Origin of the sequence: Pseudomonas sp. H11T01, from assembly GCF_048515765.1 — a bacterium.
Classification (GTDB): domain Bacteria; phylum Pseudomonadota; class Gammaproteobacteria; order Pseudomonadales; family Pseudomonadaceae; genus Aquipseudomonas.
Map to the genome: position 1 here is coordinate 23,038 of NZ_JBLYED010000014.1, position 20,022 is coordinate 43,059.

At 56.9% G+C, this 20,022-nt stretch carries 16 protein-coding genes; 8 read left to right on the forward strand and 8 right to left on the reverse strand.

All coding sequences use genetic code 11. The features are described from left to right. Window positions 1-70: 70 nt before the first annotated feature. The 5 genes from ACN1C3_RS19245 (at window position 71) to ACN1C3_RS19265 (ending at window position 4,828) form a co-directional block, all read left to right on the forward strand. The gene (locus ACN1C3_RS19245; RefSeq protein WP_419117346.1) at window positions 71-643 is read left to right on the forward strand and encodes an adhesin; all 573 of its coding nucleotides are present in this window, start codon (window positions 71-73) and stop codon (window positions 641-643) included. A 53-nt stretch (window positions 644-696) separates the two neighbouring features. Then, a complete protein-coding gene (locus tag ACN1C3_RS19250; protein ID WP_419117347.1) occupies window positions 697-1,980 on the forward strand; it encodes a heme utilization protein in 1,284 nt (427 codons plus the stop codon). Window positions 1,981-2,051: 71 nt separating this feature from the next. Next, entirely contained in the window at window positions 2,052-2,732 is a 681-nt protein-coding gene (locus tag ACN1C3_RS19255) for a C39 family peptidase (RefSeq protein WP_419117348.1), read from the forward strand. Window positions 2,733-2,765: 33 nt separating this feature from the next. Further along, window positions 2,766-3,506 (forward strand): hypothetical protein, encoded by a 741-nt coding sequence (locus ACN1C3_RS19260; RefSeq protein ID WP_419117349.1) that lies wholly within the window; start codon window positions 2,766-2,768, stop codon window positions 3,504-3,506. A 47-nt stretch (window positions 3,507-3,553) separates the two neighbouring features. Beyond that, a complete protein-coding gene (locus ACN1C3_RS19265; RefSeq protein WP_419117350.1) occupies window positions 3,554-4,828 on the forward strand; it encodes a hypothetical protein in 1,275 nt (424 codons plus the stop codon). A gap of 77 nt (window positions 4,829-4,905) precedes the next feature. Here the strand turns inward: ACN1C3_RS19265 and ACN1C3_RS19270 are convergent, their stop codons facing one another. Next, a complete protein-coding gene (locus tag ACN1C3_RS19270; protein ID WP_419117351.1) occupies window positions 4,906-6,231 on the reverse strand; it encodes a sigma 54-interacting transcriptional regulator in 1,326 nt (441 codons plus the stop codon). Between the two features lie 345 nt (window positions 6,232-6,576). On the opposite strand from ACN1C3_RS19270, the gene ACN1C3_RS19275 reads away from it, so the two are divergent. Next, entirely contained in the window at window positions 6,577-6,843 is a 267-nt protein-coding gene (locus ACN1C3_RS19275) for a hypothetical protein (protein WP_419117352.1), read from the forward strand. A 263-nt stretch (window positions 6,844-7,106) separates the two neighbouring features. After that, entirely contained in the window at window positions 7,107-8,609 is a 1,503-nt protein-coding gene (gene nhaB, locus ACN1C3_RS19280; RefSeq protein ID WP_419117353.1) for a sodium/proton antiporter NhaB, read from the forward strand. A 134-nt stretch (window positions 8,610-8,743) separates the two neighbouring features. Here nhaB and ACN1C3_RS19285 read toward each other — a convergent pair whose 3' ends face one another. From ACN1C3_RS19285 to gnd, 3 genes are read right to left on the reverse strand one after another with little or no spacing between them, the layout of a single operon-like run. Continuing rightward, window positions 8,744-9,568 carry an HAD family hydrolase gene (locus ACN1C3_RS19285; protein ID WP_419117354.1) on the reverse strand — a complete coding sequence of 275 codons (825 nt, stop codon included), beginning with the start codon at window positions 9,566-9,568 and terminating at the stop codon, window positions 8,744-8,746. Then, entirely contained in the window at window positions 9,565-11,085 is a 1,521-nt protein-coding gene (zwf, locus tag ACN1C3_RS19290) for a glucose-6-phosphate dehydrogenase (protein ID WP_419117355.1), read from the reverse strand. Before zwf ends, ACN1C3_RS19285 begins: the two co-directional genes overlap by 4 nt. Continuing rightward, window positions 11,082-12,062 (reverse strand): phosphogluconate dehydrogenase (NAD(+)-dependent, decarboxylating), encoded by a 981-nt coding sequence (gene gnd / locus ACN1C3_RS19295; RefSeq protein WP_419117356.1) that lies wholly within the window; start codon window positions 12,060-12,062, stop codon window positions 11,082-11,084. The genes zwf and gnd overlap by 4 nt, the downstream gene beginning before the upstream one ends. Before the next feature lie 275 nt (window positions 12,063-12,337). Here gnd and ACN1C3_RS19300 point away from each other — a divergent pair, with 275 nt between their 5' ends. Next, window positions 12,338-12,529 (forward strand): DUF6026 family protein, encoded by a 192-nt coding sequence (locus ACN1C3_RS19300; RefSeq protein WP_419117357.1) that lies wholly within the window; start codon window positions 12,338-12,340, stop codon window positions 12,527-12,529. Window positions 12,530-12,577: 48 nt separating this feature from the next. Here ACN1C3_RS19300 and ACN1C3_RS19305 read toward each other — a convergent pair whose 3' ends face one another. The 4 genes from ACN1C3_RS19305 to zapE form a co-directional block, all read right to left on the reverse strand. After that, window positions 12,578-17,395, reverse strand: a complete 4,818-nt coding sequence (locus ACN1C3_RS19305) for a dermonecrotic toxin domain-containing protein (RefSeq protein WP_419117358.1) — start codon at window positions 17,393-17,395, stop codon at window positions 12,578-12,580. Window positions 17,396-17,641: 246 nt separating this feature from the next. Next, entirely contained in the window at window positions 17,642-18,133 is a 492-nt protein-coding gene (locus ACN1C3_RS19310) for a GNAT family N-acetyltransferase (protein WP_419117359.1), read from the reverse strand. 137 nt (window positions 18,134-18,270) lie between these two features. Next, window positions 18,271-18,852 (reverse strand): DinB family protein, encoded by a 582-nt coding sequence (locus tag ACN1C3_RS19315; RefSeq protein ID WP_419117360.1) that lies wholly within the window; start codon window positions 18,850-18,852, stop codon window positions 18,271-18,273. 20 nt (window positions 18,853-18,872) lie between these two features. Beyond that, entirely contained in the window at window positions 18,873-19,994 is a 1,122-nt protein-coding gene (gene zapE / locus ACN1C3_RS19320; protein WP_419117361.1) for a cell division protein ZapE, read from the reverse strand. Between the last annotated feature and the right edge of the window lie 28 nt (window positions 19,995-20,022).

Consider the following 20,022-nt stretch of genomic DNA (forward strand, 5'->3'; position numbering starts at 1 on the left):
GCCAATAGGATCAACGGATCCATCCAGCAAGGCCTGGGCGGTCTGAAAATGATATCGGGAGACCGTTGAAATGAATCGCACTCTGCTGATTCTCGCCATGTTTTGCAGCGCGCCGACCTTTGCCCAACCTCCTGTCATCGACACTGCCACCATCGACAACTCCGGCAGGCAGTACCAGGGCAACTTCTCGGTCAACCAGGCTGCCGGCGATCAGCAACAACAGGCCAACGCCCGAGCCATCGCCATTAACACCGACGCCAGCGCCACCACGCAGATTCGCCAACGGTTGCGTACTCATGTCGATCCCAGGATCGATGCCCAGTCAACCATTAAAGGCAACTCCTTCAGTAACGGCAATGGCGTACTGGGGGTCAACCAGAGCTCGGGCGCGAGCAACCAGCAAGCCAACGCCCTGCGGATAAGCATCAGTGCTACGCCGCAAAGTATCGACGACAGCGTCCTCATGCAACAGAACGTGGCGCTGCTCAACAACTCCGATTCAACGGATCTTACTCCTGGCCATCGCCAGGTCGCTACCAGCGACCAGGCCTTCACCGGTAGCCGTGGGGTGATCCAGTTGAATCAGAGCGCCGGGGTGGGAAACCGAACGGCCAACACCCTGAGCGTACGGGTCGCGGATTGACCCAAAAGGTAAAAAACAACACTTAACCTAAAAATAAAGTACGGAGAATCAGCATGAAAGCGTCAATGACAATCAAGCCTCTGGTTTTCGCAATCGCTGCGATAATGGCTGTTGCTGTGCAAGCTGGCCAGAGTGATAACGACCATCACCATCACCACCACCCAAAACCAGTAGTCAATCCAAAAGACACCACCGATGCTGGCGCCACTGCCAACGCCACAGATACTCAATCCAGCACTGGCAACTACGTCCTCAATCAAGGGACTAAAAACAACGCCAACATGACCAACTCGGCCACAGGCGCGTCCGGCAACGTGGGTGTCAACGTTGCAGCAGGCGACGGCAACCAACAAGACAACGCTGCCGCTATTGCCACCGGTGATGGTTCGTTTGTCTTTGGTTCTGCATCGGCAACCGCTTCGGTCACGCAAACCAGCGGCGGTAACTCGGTCGACAACTGGTCCACCACAAACAGCGCCAGTATGAGCGGTTCGGCCAACGGCGGCAGCGGCAACATGGGCATCAACATGGCTGCAGGCGACCTTAACCAACAGAAAAACACCATGGCGATCGCTGTGTCTGGCGGCAAGCACGCTACCGCATCCGCAAGCGCCGATCAAACAGGCCCAGGCCTGAATGTCTATAACAACGCCGATCGGACGTACCGCCTGGATACGCTGTCGTCTACCAAAACAATCAGCGGTCATGAATCTTTCAGTAAGGCATCCGCATCGCACTCTGCTTCGGACTTTACTAAGCACGCCGCTGCGGCCTTTGCTTCACACTCTGCTATGAAATCTGCTTCGCAATCTGCCAGCGCCTCAGCTTCGCAATCTGCCAGCGCCGCTGCTTCGCACGCTGCTGTGAAAGCTAATTTGGATGTGAACGTGGACGTGGACCTTAGCGCTTCCAGGAATAATGGCTATCACCACAGCCGCAGCAGTGCGAATTTCGACGCAGATATCGACGCATCGCTCAGCGCATCGATCGACAAATCGCACAGCGCATCGAACAGTGCATCGAACAGCGCATCGAGCAGCGCATCTAGCAGCGCATCTGCCGACAAATCGGCCAGCGCATCGTTCGACGCATCTGGCAGCAAATCGCGCGACAAATCGCGTAGTTTCAGCGAGTCCAGTTCTTTTGATTTGAGCAACACAGTGACTTGGCAAGTGCTGACCCCGACTGGCTGGGCAAACCCTGTGACCAACACTGCTAACCTGAGCGGTTCGGTTAATGGCGGCAGTGGCAATCTGGGCGTCAACGTGGCTGCCGGTGTTGGCAACCAACAAAGCAACTCGCTGGCCATTGCAGCCGGTTGCAAAACCTGCCTGTAAGCTAAGCTCCAGGGTCTGGAGGGCCCCCTTCGGGGGGCTTTTTTTCACTCGTACACAAAGGCGTCCGACCCATGCGCATTTTCGCCCTAGTATTGATGCTTTGTCTGGCTAGCCTGAGCGAAGCAGGACAAATGCCGCTCTCCGTCTTGCCAGGTGGCGCGGTCGTTTTCAAACCGATACAGAGCGTGCGTGAGCGCAAATTTGCCGACCTGGTCCAACAGAAAACCGACTTCAGTTGCGGTGCAGCGTCCCTGGCGACCGTATTGCGCCAGGCCTATTGGCTGGACGTAACCGAAGCACAAATCATCGAAGGCATGCTGGCTCATTCCGATCAGGACCTGGTCCGCGTCCAGGGCTTCTCCATGCTCGACATGAAGCGTTACGTGGAAAGTATCGGCATGCGGGCCCGTGGTTACCGGGTATCGCCGGAAGGGCTGACCAGTGTGTCCATTCCGGTCATCGTGCTGATGGACATCCGTGGCTACAAGCACTTCGTGGTCATGCAAAAGGCGCAAAAAGACTGGGTGTATATCGGGGATCCGGTACTCGGTCACAAGCGCTTCAAGTTCGACGAATTTGTCAAAGGCTGGAACGGCATCATCTTCGCCGTCATAGGCCAGGGCTACGACAAGACCAATGCCTTGCTCGACCCACCTATGCCACTGACCGCCAAGAATCGCATCAACACTTTCAGCCCGGTGCAAGACGCAGAGTTGATGGATTTCGGATTCATCCAAAGCGACTTCTTCTAATGACAAGGGAGCATGAAGCTCCGGGAGCATCCAATGAAGACTCCATACTGGCTGGCCGTCGTTTGCCTGGCCGCCAGCCTGCCAACACAGGCATTAACGTTCAAACCGATTGAACTCAAGGATCAGGAGCTGGCGACCCTGCGCGGCCGGTATGTCATGCCGGGCCGGATCATCAGCTTCGGGATTGTCATGACCAGTACCTGGCAAAATGCCAGCGGTGACGTGATCGGGGCAACCTCCTCGATGCAGATTCAAGAATCGACCATCAAGCCACAGTTCTATGTGTCGATAATCGACAAGAAAGGTGATGGTTCGCCGGTCTCCCAGGGTTCCGGCAATGTCAGCGGCGGCGGCGGCCTCAGCAGCACCCAGGGTGTAACCCAGGTCGTGCGCGCCGCCGGCGATTACAACAGCGCGTACAACAATGTCGACATCAACGTCAAAGAAGCCAACCAGGCACCACAAATGGATACTCAGGGCCAGCCATTGACCGCCGGCACGACCCTGTCCGCCTCCAACGGTGCCGGGACCTTCAGTATGTCGTCGAGTAGCGCTGGCGTGCAGTTGAGCATCCAGGCCAACAACAATCAGGGCAATACCGTGCAACGCCTTGCCCAGGGCGGCCTGATGCAGAACGCGACCTTGCTCGGCGGAAAAAACCAGGTGAACAACCTGACTTCCCTCAATGTCGTCCTGCGCAACAACCAGCCGACCGTCGGGGCGCTGGACTGCAGTCTGGACCAACTAAAAGGCCTACGCACTCTCGGATACTGATCTACGCTCAGTCTCATGAAAATGTAGTCAAAAGGGACGGCTAACCCATGTACCGATCGTTTACGTTAAAAGCAGTCGTTTGCTTGAGTACTCTGGTCCCGGCCACATTGCTGCAAGCAGCACCGGACCCCCAGGTAGAAGCCCTAAAACAAGAACTCACGGAGTTGAAACAACGCTACGAAGCTCAACAGAACGCGCTGATGGTACTTGAACAGCGCGTTAAACAAGTCGAAGAAACACCTGCAACGCCTGTTCCCAAGCGCCTGAGCCGCTCCCCCGCCGAACCGACCAAAGACGGCAAGGTCGTGGCCACGGGTGCCCCCGGGACCAGTTCGTATGGGCAGTCGCTCAAGGGGGACTCGGAACCGGCGCAAAGCGTGTCCAACCTGTATGACGAAGCCAGCGGCTTCTTCGGTGGCGGCAAGTTCAGTCTCGAAACGGGCCTGACCTATACCCACTATGATACCCGCGCATTGGTGCTCAATGGCTTTCTGGCTCTTGACTCGATTTTTCTCGGCAACATCAACATTGACCGCATCAAGGCCGACAACTGGACCCTGGACCTGACAGGCCGCTACAACCTGGCGCAACGCTGGCAATTCGACATCAACGTCCCGGTCGTCTATCGAGAATCGACGTACTCCTCTGGTGGTGCAGGAGGCGCAGCCCCGATCTCATCCGAGGCCAGCGTTACCCGCGATCCGACCATAGGCGATGTCAACTTTGGTATTGCCTACAAGTTCCTGGATGAATCGGTCAACCTGCCCGACGCGGTCGTCACTCTGCGAGTCAAGGCGCCGACGGGTAATGATCCGTACGGAATCAAGTTGGTCAATGACCCGAACAACGACAATTTGTCGGTACCTCAGTCACTCCCAACCGGCAACGGTATCTGGTCGATTACCCCGGGTATCTCGCTGGTCAAGACCTATGACCCTGCCGTGCTCTTCGGCAGCCTGGCCTATACCTACAACAAGCAGGATTCATTCAGCGATATCAGCCCCACTATAAATACCAAGGTCCCGGGAGACGTGAAACTGGGCGATTCCTGGCAGATCGGCGCCGGCATTGCGTTTGCCTTGAACGAGAAGATGAGTATGTCGTTTTCGTTTTCCGACCAATTCGCCCACAAAAGCAAAGTCAGACCGGACGGCCAGGGCTGGTCAACAATCCCGGACAGCGACTACAACGCTGCCAACTTCAACGTCGGCCTGACCCTGGCGGCAACCGATAAACTGACGATAGTCCCCAACCTCGCCATCGGCTTAACCCAGGACGCACCGGCCTTCTCCTTCAGCCTGAAATTCCCGTACTACTTCTAACGCCACTCAAACAACAAAGCCCGCTTCGGCGGGCTTTGTCGTTTGAGGCTTGAAGCTTGAAGCTTGAAGCTTGAACGTCAGCGTATCTGGTGCTTGTGCAACAAGCGGTAGAAGGTAGGCCGCGAAATACCGAGCACTCTTGCCGCGATACTCAGATTATCGCTGTGCCGATTCAACACATCGCACAGCGCCTGGCGCTCGGCCCGGTGCTTGTAGTCCTCGAGGGTTCCCATCGGCGCGGCGATGGATTGGTGACTGAGCAGCCCCAGGTCCCGCGCTTCGATTTGTCGCCCCTCGGCCAGTACCAACCCACGGCGAACACGATTGGCCAGCTCACGCACATTACCCGGCCAGTCATGCTTGCCCATGGCAATCAGCGCATCTTCACTGAAGCTGCGCGGACGCCGGCCAGTTTCCTGGCTATAAAAATGGGAGAAATGGTTGGCCAGCATCGACAGGTCACCATGGCGCTCACGTAAGGGCGCGGTGGCGACTTGTAAAACGTTCAATCGGTAATACAGGTCTTCCCGGAAACGCTTTTTCTCGATGGCGGCTTCAAGGTCGACGTGGGTGGCTGCCAGTACTCGCACGTCTACCGGAATCGGCTGACTGCCACCTACTCGCTCAATGTGCTTTTCCTGTAAAAATCGCAGCAAATTGGCTTGCAACTCCAGCGGCAAGTCGCCGATTTCATCGAGAAACAATGTACCGCCGTGGGCGGCTTCGATACGTCCCACCTTGCGCTGATGAGCGCCGGTAAAAGCGCCCTTTTCATGCCCAAAGAGTTCGGACTGAATCAGGTGTTCGGGGATAGCACCGCAATTGATTGCCACGAACGGCTTGCTGTGGCGCTGAGACTGCCGATGCAGGGTTCTTGCCACCAACTCCTTGCCGGTGCCGCTCTCGCCGCGAATCAATACCGGCGACTCGGTAGGCGCCAGTTTGCTCAAGAGTTTGCGCAATTCGCGAATAGGCCGGCTATCCCCGAGCAACTCATGCTCCGGTTGATCGACATGAATCGAACCTCGACCGCGCAACCGCGCCATGCCGAATGCCCGCCCCAAGGTCACCTGAACCCGCGACACATCGAACGGCAAGGTATGGAAATCAAAAAACCATTCGCAGACAAAATCACCGACATTCTGCAAACGCAGAACGTCCGGGCTAAGCACGGCGATCCATTCAGTCCCGCTGTGGCTGATCAGTTCCTTGACCGCCTCCGGTCGCTCCAGGTGAAATGGCTGCAACCGCAGCAGGCCGACATCGCAAGAGCGGTCGGCGGCGGACTCCAACGTACAGCTGTCGACGTCCCAACCAACCGTGCGTAAACCGGGTAGCAGGCGGTGACAATCGTCACAAGGGTCGACCACCAGTAATCGTCGTAAGGCAGGCGCTTCAATCATGACTGTTCCTTGGCGCCAAAATAAAGAAATGTTATTAGAAACAGTCATTTGGCAGACCCTGGTTGTAACATTAGCAAGAACTTGACAGCGCCTTGTATCGTTTGATTATAGGACCATTCAAAGTTAGTTATAAGAACGGACTTTGTTAGTTGCCTAATGAATGAGTACCTTTCATTCAGCTTTCACAATCACGGGTTAATTTGTGTCAATGAAAGAAAGTTTAAAAAAACTTATTATTACGTGTGACCTGCCCCACCCCTTTGCGCATCAGTACTAGTAACCAGCCGAACGGTAAGCCAAACCGACGGCACATCACTTGATTGGCACAACGAGAGAAGAATCCCCATGGACGCCCCGCTACGCATTAATGAAGCACTTTTGATTGCCGGCCACGCATTCGAGCCTTTTCAATGCGTCGCTTGGGCTCCACAAGATGGTAATGGCGAACTGAGCCTGACCGTCGTCGACCGGACCAGCACTCGTATTGGCCGCAAACAGATTCCAAGCAGTACCTATTCCGATCCCGCTCAGCTGGAAAGCCTGCTGGAAGAAGTGCGCGCCGAGTTGAGCCAGGAAGGCTACAAGCTGCAATCCTGGACAATGCCAGAGTAAGCATTCTCGCGGATCGCAACCGGTGGTCCGCGTAATACTCCAATCCAAATCCGGATATACCGCCTTCGTCACGTTCGTTTTTTAACGTTTGAAAGCGACGTGGCGGTGTATCAGCTTCTTGCCCCCCTGTTTCCTCCCTGTTGCGTTCTTCTTCACTAACTGAAGTGTCCTGCTTCACCTGCGGACTGGGCAATGCTGCTCCACACTTGATCTTCCCTTCCGCTTACGGCAACTTGCGCGCTTCTTAATACAAGGAGTTGCCGATGTCCGGTTCAATGGCCCAGGCGTTCGCGCACAATTTTCTCGGGCATTCGCCACGCTGGTATAAGGCGAGCATTGTCGCGTTCCTGATCCTCAACCCCTTGGTGCTCTGGACCATCGGCCCGATGGCTGCCGGATGGCTGCTGGTGGCGGAGTTCATTTTCGCCCTGGCCATGGCGCTCAGGTGCTATCCGTTGCTGCCCGGCGGGTTGTTGCTGGTCGAAGCCTTGCTGCTGCGCATGACCACGCCTGAAGCGCTGTATGACGAGCTACTGCATAACTTCCCGGTGATCCTGCTGCTGATGTTCATGGTGGCGGGCATCTATTTCATGAAGGACCTGTTGCTGTTCCTGTTCTCGCGCTTGCTGTTGGGGGTTCGCTCCAAGGCGTTGCTGGGGCTGATGTTCTGTTTCCTTTCAGCGTTTCTGTCGGCGTTTCTCGATGCCTTGACGGTGACGGCGGTGATCATCAGCGCTGCGGTGGGTTTTTACTCGGTTTATCACCGTGTAGCCTCTGGCAATGACCCGCGTCAGGACAGTGAATTCAGCGACGACCAACTCCTGCCCAAGCTGCACCACGAAGACCTCGAACAATTCCGCTCTTTCCTGCGCAGCCTGCTGATGCACGGCGCGGTGGGCACCGCGTTGGGTGGTGTCTGTACACTGGTGGGTGAACCGCAGAACCTGCTGATCGGCCATGAGATGGGCTGGCACTTCTCCGAGTTCTTCCTGAAAATCGCCCCGGTATCGCTGCCAGTGTTGGTGGCAGGCCTGGTGACCTGTGTGCTGCTGGAGAAGCTGTGCTGGTTCGGCTACGGCACCTTGCTGCCGGACAACGTGCGCGCCGTACTGGCCAACTACGCCGCTGAAGACAACGCCGAGCGCACCTCCCGCCAGCGCGCGGCGCTGCTGGTCCAGGGTTTGGCGGCGCTGATTCTAATTGGCGGGCTGGCGTTTCATATTGCCGAAGTCGGCCTGATCGGTTTGATGGTGATCGTGCTGATCACCTCATTCACCGGTATCACCGAAGAACACCGCATCGGCAACGCTTTCAAGGACGCCATGCCGTTTACTGCATTGTTGGTAGTGTTTTTCGCCGTGGTGGCGGTGATTCATGACCAACAGCTGTTCACGCCATTGATTCAGTGGGTGCTGGCCCTGCCGCCGGAGCAACAGCCGGGCATGCTCTTTATCGCCAACGGCCTGTTATCGGCGATCAGCGATAACGTGTTCGTGGCGACGATTTACATCACTGAAGTGAAGCAGGCATTCATTTCCGGTCATATGAGCCGCGAGCACTTCGAGACCCTGGCCATCGCCATCAATACCGGCACCAACCTGCCGAGTGTGGCGACCCCAAATGGGCAAGCAGCGTTTCTGTTTTTGCTGACCTCGGCAATTGCGCCATTGATTCGCTTGTCGTACGGAAGGATGGTGTGGATGGCGCTGCCATACACCGTGGTGATGGGTGTGTTGGGGTGGTATGCGGTGAGTTATTGGCTTTGAGGTGAATGCACCGGCCTCTTCGCGGGCAAGTCACGCTCCCACATTGGATCTGCAGCGGGCCGAAAATTGATGCCCATGCTCGGTCCAGTGTGGGAGCTGGCTTGTCTGCGATTCAGGCAACTCGGTGCCTCAGGCTAGCCCGCGCCCAGAATAAACCGTTCAATGGCCTCCGCCGCCCCCTCTTCGACATTGCTGCCGGTGACCACGTCAGCCTGACGCTTCACCTCCTCTTGCGCTTGTCCCATGGCAATCGACAGCCCGGCACGATGAAACATCGCCGGGTCGTTGCCGCCGTCGCCGATGGCTGCTGTGTGTTCAAGCGGCACGCCCAGGAATTCGGCCAATGTCGCCAAAGCCTCGCCCTTGTTCGCCTGCATCGCGGTCACGTCCAGATAAACCGGCTGTGAACGCGAGACCTGCGCCTGGCCGTCGACTTTGAGTTGCAGCTGCGCCTCCAGCTCAACCAGCAACGGTGCGTTGTTACTGGCGGCGACGATCTTGTCGATGCAATCCAGATACGGTTCGAAGCTTTCGACCACCACCGGCGGATAGCCCAGGCCGTGCTGCTCTCGGGGCACCATGGGCCCATGAGGATCGTGCAGCAGCCAGTCACCACCGGAAAACACCCAGACTTCCACCTCCGCTTGCCCGCCGAACAACGCAAGCGTCGCGATGGCTGCCTCCCGTGGCAGGTAATGGGCGACCAGAAAGCTGCCGTCCGGATGAACGATGGTTCCGCCATTGAATGCCGCCGTCGGCAGATCGACACCCAAGGCCTCGATCTGCTGCAACATGGCCTTGGGCGGCCTGCCGGTCGCCAGACTGAAGAAAACCCCGGCCTCACGCAGCGCCCGCACGGCCTCGATCGTACGCTGACTGAGGCTGTGGTCAGGACGCAATAAGGTGCCGTCCATATCACTCAGCACAAACTGGATAGGATGAGCCTTTACGCCACTCATCCGAGGCTGTGCCAGACGCGTCCGTCACGGGCCAGCAGTTCTTCTGCTGACGCCGGGCCGTTTTCGCCTGCCGCATAGGTCTGAATCGTAGAGTCCTCCTTCCAGGCATCCAGGAAAGGCTGCACGGCGCGCCAGCCATTCTCGATATTGTCAGCACGCTGGAACAGCGTCTGGTCACCGGTCAGGCAATCGTAGATCAGGGTTTCGTAGCCAGTGGACGGCTGCATTTCGAAGAAATCCTTGTAAGCGAATCCCAGCTCGATGTTGGCCATGGCCAGCGCCGGCCCAGGACGCTTGGCCAGCAAGTCGAACCACATGCCTTCGTTGGGCTGGATCTGGATCCGCAGATAGGTCGGTTGCAGCTCATCGACTTCGGTATCGCGGAACTGCGCGTACGGCGCGGGTTTGAAACAGATGGCGATTTCCGTGTCGCGCACGCTCATGCGCTTGCCGGTGCGCAGGTAGAACGGCACGCCAACCCAGCGCCAGTTGTCGATCATGACTTTTAGCGCGACATAGGTTTCAACGCTGCTGTCAGGTGCCACATTCGGCTCTTCGCGGTAACCGGCTAATGGTTTGCCACCCTGCTCGCCCGCCGCGTACTGGCCGCGCACCGAATTAGCCCGCGCTTCCTCGGTGGACCAAGGGCGGATAGCACCGATCACCTTGGCTTTCTCCCCACGTACCGCATCAGCGCCAAAAGCTGCCGGCGGCTCCATCGCGACCATCGCCAGTAGCTGAAACAGGTGATTGGGCACCATGTCCCGCAGCGCGCCGGTATTTTCGTAGAAGCTACCCCGCGTTTCGACCCCGACGGTTTCCGCCGCGGTTATCTGCACATGGTCGATGTAATGGTTGCTCCAGAAAGCCTCGAACAGGCTGTTGGAAAACCGGCTGACGAGGATGTTCTGGACCGTTTCCTTGCCCAGGTAATGGTCGATCCGGTAGATCTGCTTCTCCGTCATGACCTTGAGCAAGCAAGCGTTCAGTGCTTCGGCGGTTTGCAGGTCGGAGCCGAAAGGTTTTTCGATCACCACCCGGCGAAAGGCTTCCGGGGTTTCTACGAGCAGACCGGATGCTCCAAGGCGACGCACCACTTCGCTGAAAAAGCGCGGCGCGGTCGCCAGATAAAACACCACGTTACCGGTGCCACTGGCGGTGATTTTCGCCGCCAGTGCTTCATAAGTGCTGTCGTCCAGGAAGTCACCCTGAACATAGCTGATACCGCTGGCCAGCTTGGACCACGACGCCGGCTCCAGGGCATCCTCGCCTTTGCCGACCTTGCTGGCCGCCTCGGTACGAATAAAGTCTTCGAGCTTTTTCGCGAAGTCCACGTCGCTGATGGCGTTGTGATCAACGCCAACGATACGCAGGCCATCGCTCAGTAATCCGTCACGGCTGAGGTTGTACAGCGCCGGCATCAGCAGACGCTTGACCAGATCACCATGGGCGCCGAACAGGAACAGCGTGGTCGGCGGTGCGGGTTCTGCCTTGGATTTTTTCCGGCGCGAGGTCATTTTTTTGGGGTCTCGACATGGCCGCCAAAGCCGAAGCGCATGGCTGACAGGAGTTTGTCGCCATAGGTGCTTTGCTGGCGGGAGCGGAAGCGGGCAAACAACGAGTTGGACAACACCGGCACAGGCACCGATTGCTCCATGGCCGCCTCGATGGTCCAGCGCCCTTCGCCGCTGTCCGCCACCGCACCGGAATACCCGTCGAGTTTCGGATCGCTGGCCAGGGCGTCAGCCGTCAGGTCCAGCAGCCAGGACGAAACCACGCTGCCACGACGCCAGACTTCAGCAATGTCTGCCACGTTCAGGTCAAAGCGCTGATCTTCCGGCAGGTTCTCGGAGGCTTTGGTTTTGAGAATATCGAAACCTTCGGCAAAGGCCTGCATCATTCCGTATTCGATGCCGTTGTGGATCATCTTCACGAAGTGCCCGGAACCCGCTGGCCCGGCGTGAATGTAACCGCGTTCGGCCCGATCATCCTCGGCGACACGGTCCTTGGTGCGCGGGATGCTGCCCAGGCCCGGCGCCAGGCTGTCGAACAGCGGGTCGAGACGGTTAACCACTTCGCTATCGCCGCCGATCATCATGCAGTAACCGCGCTCCAGCCCCCACACGCCGCCGGAGGTGCCGACGTCAATGTAGTGCAGGCCTTTTTCCGACAGCGCCTTGGCGCGGCGGATGTCGTCCTTATAGAAGGTGTTGCCGCCGTCGATGATCACATCGCCGGCTTCGAGCAGTTGGCTCAAGGTTTCGATAGTGTCTTCGGTCGGTGCGCCGGCCGGCAGCATCACCCAGACCGCGCGTGGTTTTTCCAGACCCGCGACCAGCGCCGGCAAGTCGGAAACGCCAGTTGCACCCTCTTCGTTCAAGGCAGTGACAAACGCGGCATTGCGGTCGTAGACCACGGTGGTATGCCCATTGAGCATCAAGCGTCGTGCAATATTGCCGCCCATACGGCCCAGTCCAATAATCCCGAGTTGCATGTGCTGATGCTCCTTACTACAAATAAAGACGTGTCAAAAGGTTATAGCGCAATGAGGCTAATGAGGGTTAGTCCAGACCAGCTGGACATAGTTTCCCGTCAAGCAGACCAATGCGCCGGATCACGTCAGAAATCACGACCAAGACACAAGGACAATAAAAAAGAAAAAAGTTCCCTTTACCTGAAAAAGAAATCAGAATCGGCTCCGATGGTGGCCCGACCCTCAGACTCGAGCGGCGGGGCCGCAGTTGTGACATGCCATTTGCGAGGTGAGCAATGGGTACCGTACTTTCCGCACGTCCTGCACAAACCCTTTACGTCACTATTCGTCGTGATGAATTGCGCCAGCTCAAAGACGAGCGCGAGCAGCTGCTCAATCAGGTTGCGCAACTGCGCCAGCTGTTGCAGCAGGCGCAAAACCAGGAAATTGCCAGCACCTCCCCCATGCCGCGAGCATTAAGTCACTGATTTTTTTAACGCCCTGCCTCCCCAAATCAAGGGAAACAGGGCGTATTGTCAGCTGCCAGTCTTGAAAAACAGTTTCCTGGCCAACCGCACACTGATATCACCACTTTCAATCACGCCGATCTGGCTGTTGTTCGCCTCTCTGAGCTGATCTTCATAGGTCTTGAACCTGAGCGTCGCGAGCTTCAAGTGCCCCTTGCGCATGGACTCCGTTTTTTGGGTAGCGCAGTGAAAATGGGCGTACCAAAAAACCTTTTTGCGACCGCTCTTATCAAGGTTTTTTTCATCGAGTATTGGGTACTCCAGCAAAAAATCCGGACCTTTGGCGGTGGTTTTATCCGTCCAAACCGCATTTCCGTTGCTGATTTCTCCCTGCCCCAGTAGATATTCGAAATTTCCGGCACTCGGTGGCAGCTGCCTGACACCCTCAATACGCAAACGACGCCCCTCTGCTTTCAAACTCGCGCTATTGGTGCGCAAGTTGTTGCTCATCTGAGTGGCTGTTTCAGTATCGCGTTCACCAAAGCCTGCCATACCTCGGCTGATCTCGCTGGCCAGATCATCGAGCTTTGCAGCCTGAATGTGCAGGATATCTTCCAGGCTTTTAGGCTCCTGCGATCGATTTGAATAACTCCTGACCCTGGCAATGAACCCCTCCACTTGCGCCAATAGGCGAGTGCCATCTGCGCTGAGGTTGTTCAACCCTCGAGCGACTCGGGGTACGGGCACTGGCTGAACGACCCGTTGTTGCCAATCAGTGTCGTCCCCGTGCTTGTAAAAAGTAGTGTCCAGCTCGGTATCCGGATCATGTACAACCAACGTTTCGTCCGGCTCGCTGGTTCCTGGCACACGAACATCACCCATTTGGACGCCATCAATCGTCTCAATCACCCGCTTGGATTTTTTTCTGATTCGTTTTTTATTCGGTGTGTTTGTCGTCTGCTCAGGCGTTTGCGGTCCGGGCTCCCCCAATACGGTCTCTCGAGTCAGCGTGGCCAGCTCTTCTTCTGCGCTGATGCGTAGACCGGCCAACTTGTCGAGAAAACTCTTCAGGTGGTCCTGAGGGACGGCGCCCTCTTTATGCCAGGGAGCTTCCAGATAGTGCCCCAGCGTCTCGGCATTCACATAGCGAGCGATCGCATCTTTAAGCACGAGAATCCGCTCGTTGGGCGTATATCCCTCACTCCCGCGAATTTCCAGCACGTATTCGGTAACTGTCGCCACCCGTGCCCGGCTGAGCCCTTGCAAGGCTGCCAACTCGATATCGGTCCGCGCATATTCCGGGTCGCCGGCAAGCGCGCCTCTCATCAAGACCAGCTCTTGAACGATCAACTGATCGGCAGTCCCACGCCGAGCCGCCACCCGGCCTTTGACTTCAGTGGTTTGCGCTCCCTTGGAGAGGCGCTCGTCCCATTCGAACAATTCGGCTGCCATCGACTCGATCTTTTGGTTCATCTCGATACGCTCAGGCAAGTGACTCAGCACTCTTTTACGCACCTTTAACAGCACGCTGTAGGGAATCCGTCCGGAAGAAGTTACCCGGTCATAGGCCAATGGAAAGACGTCCTGCAAGGTCAGACCGGTTTCCTGCCAAATCCCGGTCAGGATTGCCAGCGCACTTTCAATATCCAGATATCGATGCAGCCTTTCATGCAGGTTTTTGAATAAAGCGTTGCGCTCATACTCTTTATCTTCCAAAAGGATGGTTCGAACGGTATCGAGTTCAGCCACATAGTTTTGCTGCGACTGTGCGTAACCCTGGCTAGCCTTCATGGATTTGTCTTCAGCAGCGAACATCTGCTTTTTAAGCTCGATCAAGCTCGGGTCCCTGGCCAGAGTCTCCTCGTCCAGCCCCTCGAGCTGCGCTTTGCGAGCCCTGAATTTGCCGGCCGCCACGGCAAACTTTTCGTATTCACCCTTTGAGCGTTGGTAAGTGATTCCTGCACTTTTCTCCAACTCTTTTAATCGCACCTGGCAGGCGCCAATCCGTGCGGATCTTGCGGCCCGCTCTGCATTGATCAACGGATGCCTGCCCAAGGCAGACCAATCCACTCCACCGCCCTGTACGCGGAATTCGGGGGCTATCTCCCAAAGGTCCTGGCCGTTATTTTTCAGTTGCAACCATTGAATCGGTTTTCCATGGTTGTCGAGCACGCAGACCGCGTCGTCACCGGCAGGAGTCACTCTGGCCCACCCGCTCCCGCGAATCCGGCCAGGCACGCGCGCGTACCAGCGACCATCGCGCACCTGCATGCCTTTTAGCGGCTCATCCCGGATCACAGGCCCGAGCCCGTCCGGGTTGTTGATGATGAACCGCTCCAACAGCGCACGGGAATTGGCGGAAACGGGTGAAGAAAAATTCAATACCGTTTCAGGCTTGGCCAAAAAGCCGGCCGGGCCAGCCAGCTCTTTGAGCTGAACAGAGATCTCGGAAGGCGCCTGCGTACCGGTCCCGGTTCTTGGCAAAAGACCTGGCAGCGAGGGTTCATTTTTTGGCCTGATCGGTAGGGTCGACCTGGTCGTGAATTTATGAACGAGCAACACTAAAGCCAGATTGACCAGGAGGCTGGTCATCAACTCCTTCTCGGGTTCGCGGTCACCACCCTGCTCTGCATCGATGGCTTGTTTGAAACTGACCGCCATTTGTCCCAGCCAGCCGACGACTGCCGCAGAGCCATTGAGCAGTGGCAATGTAAGGTCAAGCAATGAGTTGAAAACTGCCCAACCCAAAGCCGTGCGTACCCCTTGATCGTTTTCCGCATTCGACACCGTCTGGTCATTCGCCAGGTGCGCCATGGCATTGGCATTCGCTTCATACAACCAGGGCAAGGGGTCACCGTTGAACGTCTGCCCGGCAAGCCTCGCCGCTTTGGGTCTGATCGGGACGGGAAAATCATCCGTCGGGTTTTGATATTGAGGTGTGTCGAGGAATCCACCGTTTGCATAGATCGCCCAGGCTGAGCGGCTGAACCAGGACAAAATGCTTTCTTGCAGTGCTGTGTCCTCCAGAATGGCCTTCATCAAGTCGCTACGCGATTCGAACTGGCGCAAGGGCTCTTGCAGGTGCATGGGCCGATAGAGAATGCTCGGACCGAATTCACTGTCGTTGTCGATCACAAACATGTTGATGACCACGTCGGGCTGCTTCGAACGCTCGTACTCGAACGCCAGGGGCCTGATCCTTATCTCCTTGCCGTCCACGCGCCGCGCTTCGCTATCGATCAGCATCAATGCGGCGACGTAGCGGTAACCTTCTTCTGTAATGCCCGAAGTGCTCTTGCTCTTGTTCTCAAGTGCGAGCATCGGCAGTTGGGTCCGCAACTGGTCAATGAAGAGTGTCTCTCGAGCAATGCGCTCGTTGCCCAGCAACGTGGTACGGATCAACTCAGGGTAGGTCCGACCAATATCAACCTGCCTGATCAACTGCCTCAAATAATCAGCGGTCATCCAGTAGGGAATCGATGATCCGTCCTGATACTTGATCGTGGTGTTGGCATGCGGCAGCCCGGCGACCAGATTGTTCAGGGCCCGATGAGTCAGGGACTCTTTTACGACCTCTGCTCCGCCTATGGCCGTGCCACCCAGCGATCCACCGGAATACAGGTATTGGGTGATTTCAATCATGTCCGGATTGAGGGTGGTGGCGTCCGGATAACGCGTGCGCATCTGCGCCTCAAGGGTCTGCCTGGTGAACACTTCAAGTGTGGGAATCCCATCTTTGTAGGATTTGCCAGCTGCTGCCATCTGCAACGTTGCGAGGCCGGACATATAACGGCTGTATTCCCACACATCATTCACGTGCGCCTGCTGCAGCCAATTCGGCAGTAGCTTCCTGACTTCAATGAAACGAGCCTGTTCGGCGGCACTAGAGGCCGGGCGCAAAAGACTCGCCGCCACATCGGTCAGTTGTGCATTACGCAGCTCAAGCGCTTCCAGAGTCTGCCCAATGAAAGGACCGATCAGCTTCAGCCCCTCAAGCTGTTCATTGAGAAGCGCCTGGGTCTGGGTGACGAAGACGTTTCCCAATGACTCGTAAGGCTGCAGTTCAAGCTCGTCGATTTGCAGCTCACGGCCCAATCGGCGCCCTTGTGAATCCGAATACTCGCGTAACGAGGTAAATGTTTCGATCACACCCGATAGCGAATACAGCAGGACAACCTCACGATCGAGAACCTTGCGCTTGACCAAAACGCTGGTGCCCAGGGACGAGAATGTCATCCCTGCGAATCTCGCCTTGTAGTCCACGAGAAAGGCTTGCGCACAATCTGGACCATAGGCTTTGAGGCGCGGCGCCTTCTGCGGACAACTGATGACCTGGAGCAACGTGTCATGTTCCTCGACATCCAGAGAGGCCGCACCCTCAGGCGATCCCAGGCGAGTGAGCAACGCGGTCCTGAAGGCATCACTGAGCCATTGCCATCGGCTGCCGCCCCCGGAAACTGACTCATTCCAGTCACTCACCAATGCCTGCTGCAATGCCGGGATCATTGCTCCAGGCAACCCTCGCAGCAGATCTTCGACCTCTCGCATATCCACGTTTAGACGATGAGCAATGCGAATGCTTAGAAAGTGTTCGTCGGTGTAGTCCAAAACGGCGTTGCCGGTAATGCTCTCGATCACTACCTCCAGCAACGGCGTACGCCGATAGCCGTCAAGGCGCGGGACTGAATTTTCTATCACCCAGTTCGGTGAGTTGAGGGTAATGCCGGGCACATCGATATGAATACCGGGGTATTTACCTTGCAGCGCTTTGCTGAACTGCTCCAGAGCCACCACTAAAACGGTGGGTCTGTATTGAAACTGCGTTGAAACCGCTTGCGCTAGCGTATCGAAGGGGACCTGGGCTTCCAGTCCTGGATTATTTGGCATTTCAACATCCTGTTGATTGGGGAATGAACAGCGGACTTGCCGCTGAAACACGCAGACCTGACGGCTGCATCAACACGATCTAATGCCATTGCAAAACCCACTGTGCGGTATCGGGATATATCCCCTGAACATGTTGCGCGTGTCGACGGCCTATCGTCTGCCTGGCAACTGGCGCGCCCTGACCGTCGGCGGTACAGCGAACTGAATGGTGGCGGCGACCCTGAGCACAAGAGTCGCCTGCCGCACTTACAAGGCTTTAGTCCAAAACAACATGCGACCGTGGGCCGGATCGAACATCCCAGGGTTGAAACCGAATTTACCGTAGGACGCCTGAGCCACGTCATTGCCTTCGAGGACTTCCAGGGTGATTTTGCAGCAACCACGGCGGCGAGCGATATCCTCGACCTTTTGCAGCATTTTCTGACTCAGGCCAAGCCCACGGAATTTCTTCACCACCGAGACGTCATGCACATTGACCAATGGACGACAGGCAAACGTTGAAAACCCTTCGAAACAGTTCACCAACCCGGCCGGCTCACCACCGACGAACGCCAAAACACTGAAGGCATGAGGACGTTTGGCCAGTTCGCGGGGCAGATTCTGCAACACATCGGCCGACAGCGGCTGACCACCGCCCATGGGATCTTCAGCGTAGTTGTTCAAGACAAAACTGATAGCTTCGGCATGCACCGGGTTGGTGTAGCTGGCTTGTAGTACCAGAATTTCTGCGGATTCCATTTCCATCCTCGATCGCATAGTGGTTTTCCCTTCCCCAGTACGTCTCCAGACGGCTGAAAAGGTCAACGGACATTATCGCGGCCAGCCCCATTCCTACAATACCTTTGCATTTTTCCTTCAGTATTGGTGATCGTGCCTTACGTCCCCCAAATCTGCTCTTCGGTCCAACCCAGCTCGGCAAAGTCTTCGGCGCGCAACGCGGCTTCACCGGCACAGAAGAATTCATCCAGCTGCGGAGGTTTGACCGAAGTGCCGCTGAGCATGGCGTGGACCTGGCCACGGTGATGGAGTTGGTGTTCGAACAGATGAGAGAGCATGCGTAACCGGCTGTCATGCTGTGCACGATCACGGGCGATGGTCACGATACGGCCCAGGTCCACGTCCTGCAGTTGCTCGCAGTAAGCGATCAGGCGACGGTCCACCAAGGCTTGTTCGCGCTTGAGTTCTGCGCAGGTGTCGAACGGTTCGTCTTCCTGGAAGAACACATAACAATCGGGATGAGGGGCCTCACCGCGCAGCTCTCGCTCCAGCGCATCCACATAAAACCAGTCGCAGGTCAGGATGTGATTGAGGGTGGCCTTGATGCTCGGAAAGAAGCTGACACGCAGCAAAACAAATTCAGCCTGACTCAACTGCCCGCAAGCCTTGGCCAAACGGTGATTGGCCCAGCCGTTCTGGTAAGCCATGGTCAACAAATGGTGGGACAGAGGCTGGTTCATGGTTGCACCTCCTATGAAGTTCAAAGCCCCTGGCAAAACCGCTGCAATTGCATTTCCCGCAAGCGACTGAGCGTGCGGCGAAACGCAAATTCCAGGTAACCCTCGGTGTACAACGACTCCATCGACACCTGGGCCTCGATGTACAGCGGGACCTTGCGGTCGTAACACTCATCGACCAACGCGATGAAGCGCCGCACGCTGTCGTCATGCACCGATAACTGCGGCAACTCCCGGTCTCCGGCGTCGACTCGTTCGACCCCGTCTTCGGTACCGCGGGCAATGCGTCCGGGGCGCTGGTGTGCGCTGAGGTTCGGTACTTCGCTCAATAGAATAGCGCTGAACCTGTCGCACAACGCCATGAAGTCCATCGCCGCAAAGGGTTGCTCGCACAGGTCCGCATAACGGCACCAGAGCACGGTATCGCTGGACTGCACGGCAGTAATGGAGCGGTAACCGACGCTGACCGGTTCGTGGGAAACCGTTTGCCCGACAGTCAATCCCTTGAACGCCTCACTCATGGCTTTTGGCTGGTCGGGCGCAATGACCCAATAACGCTGAATCCCGCGGCCTGGATGCAAGCGATGGTCTTCACCGCCATCCACCGCCACCCTCTGCATATGGCTTTTGATCGCGGCAATCGCCGGGAGAAACCGGTCACGATTGAAGCCATCGGCATAGAGCTGCTCCGGCGGCTGATTGGAGGTGGAAACGATGACCACGCCCTCCTCGAACATCACTTGAAACAATCGCCCGAGAATGATCGCGTCGCCAATGTCGTTGACGAACAGCTCGTCGAAACACAGCACCCGCACCTGGGCGCTCAGCTCCCGGGCCAAGGCCTTTAGCGGGTCGGCGGTGCCGGTCAACTGAAAGGAGCGTTGATGCACCCAGCCCATGAAATGGTGAAAGTGCTGACGCCGGGCCGGGATACGCAAGCTTTGGTGGAACTGATCCATCAACCAGGTCTTGCCGCGCCCGACGGGGCCCCAGAGGTAGACGCCGGTGACGTGCGTGCGGCCCTGATGCAAGGCGTGGTGACACTGTTCAAGTGCCTGCACCGCCTTGCATTGCGCATCATCCTGGACGAAGCCTTTTTGCTCGACGGCATGTTGATAGGCGCTGAGGGGGGAATCGAAAGTCATACAGGCAAATGGGGTCCAGGGCTGAAGC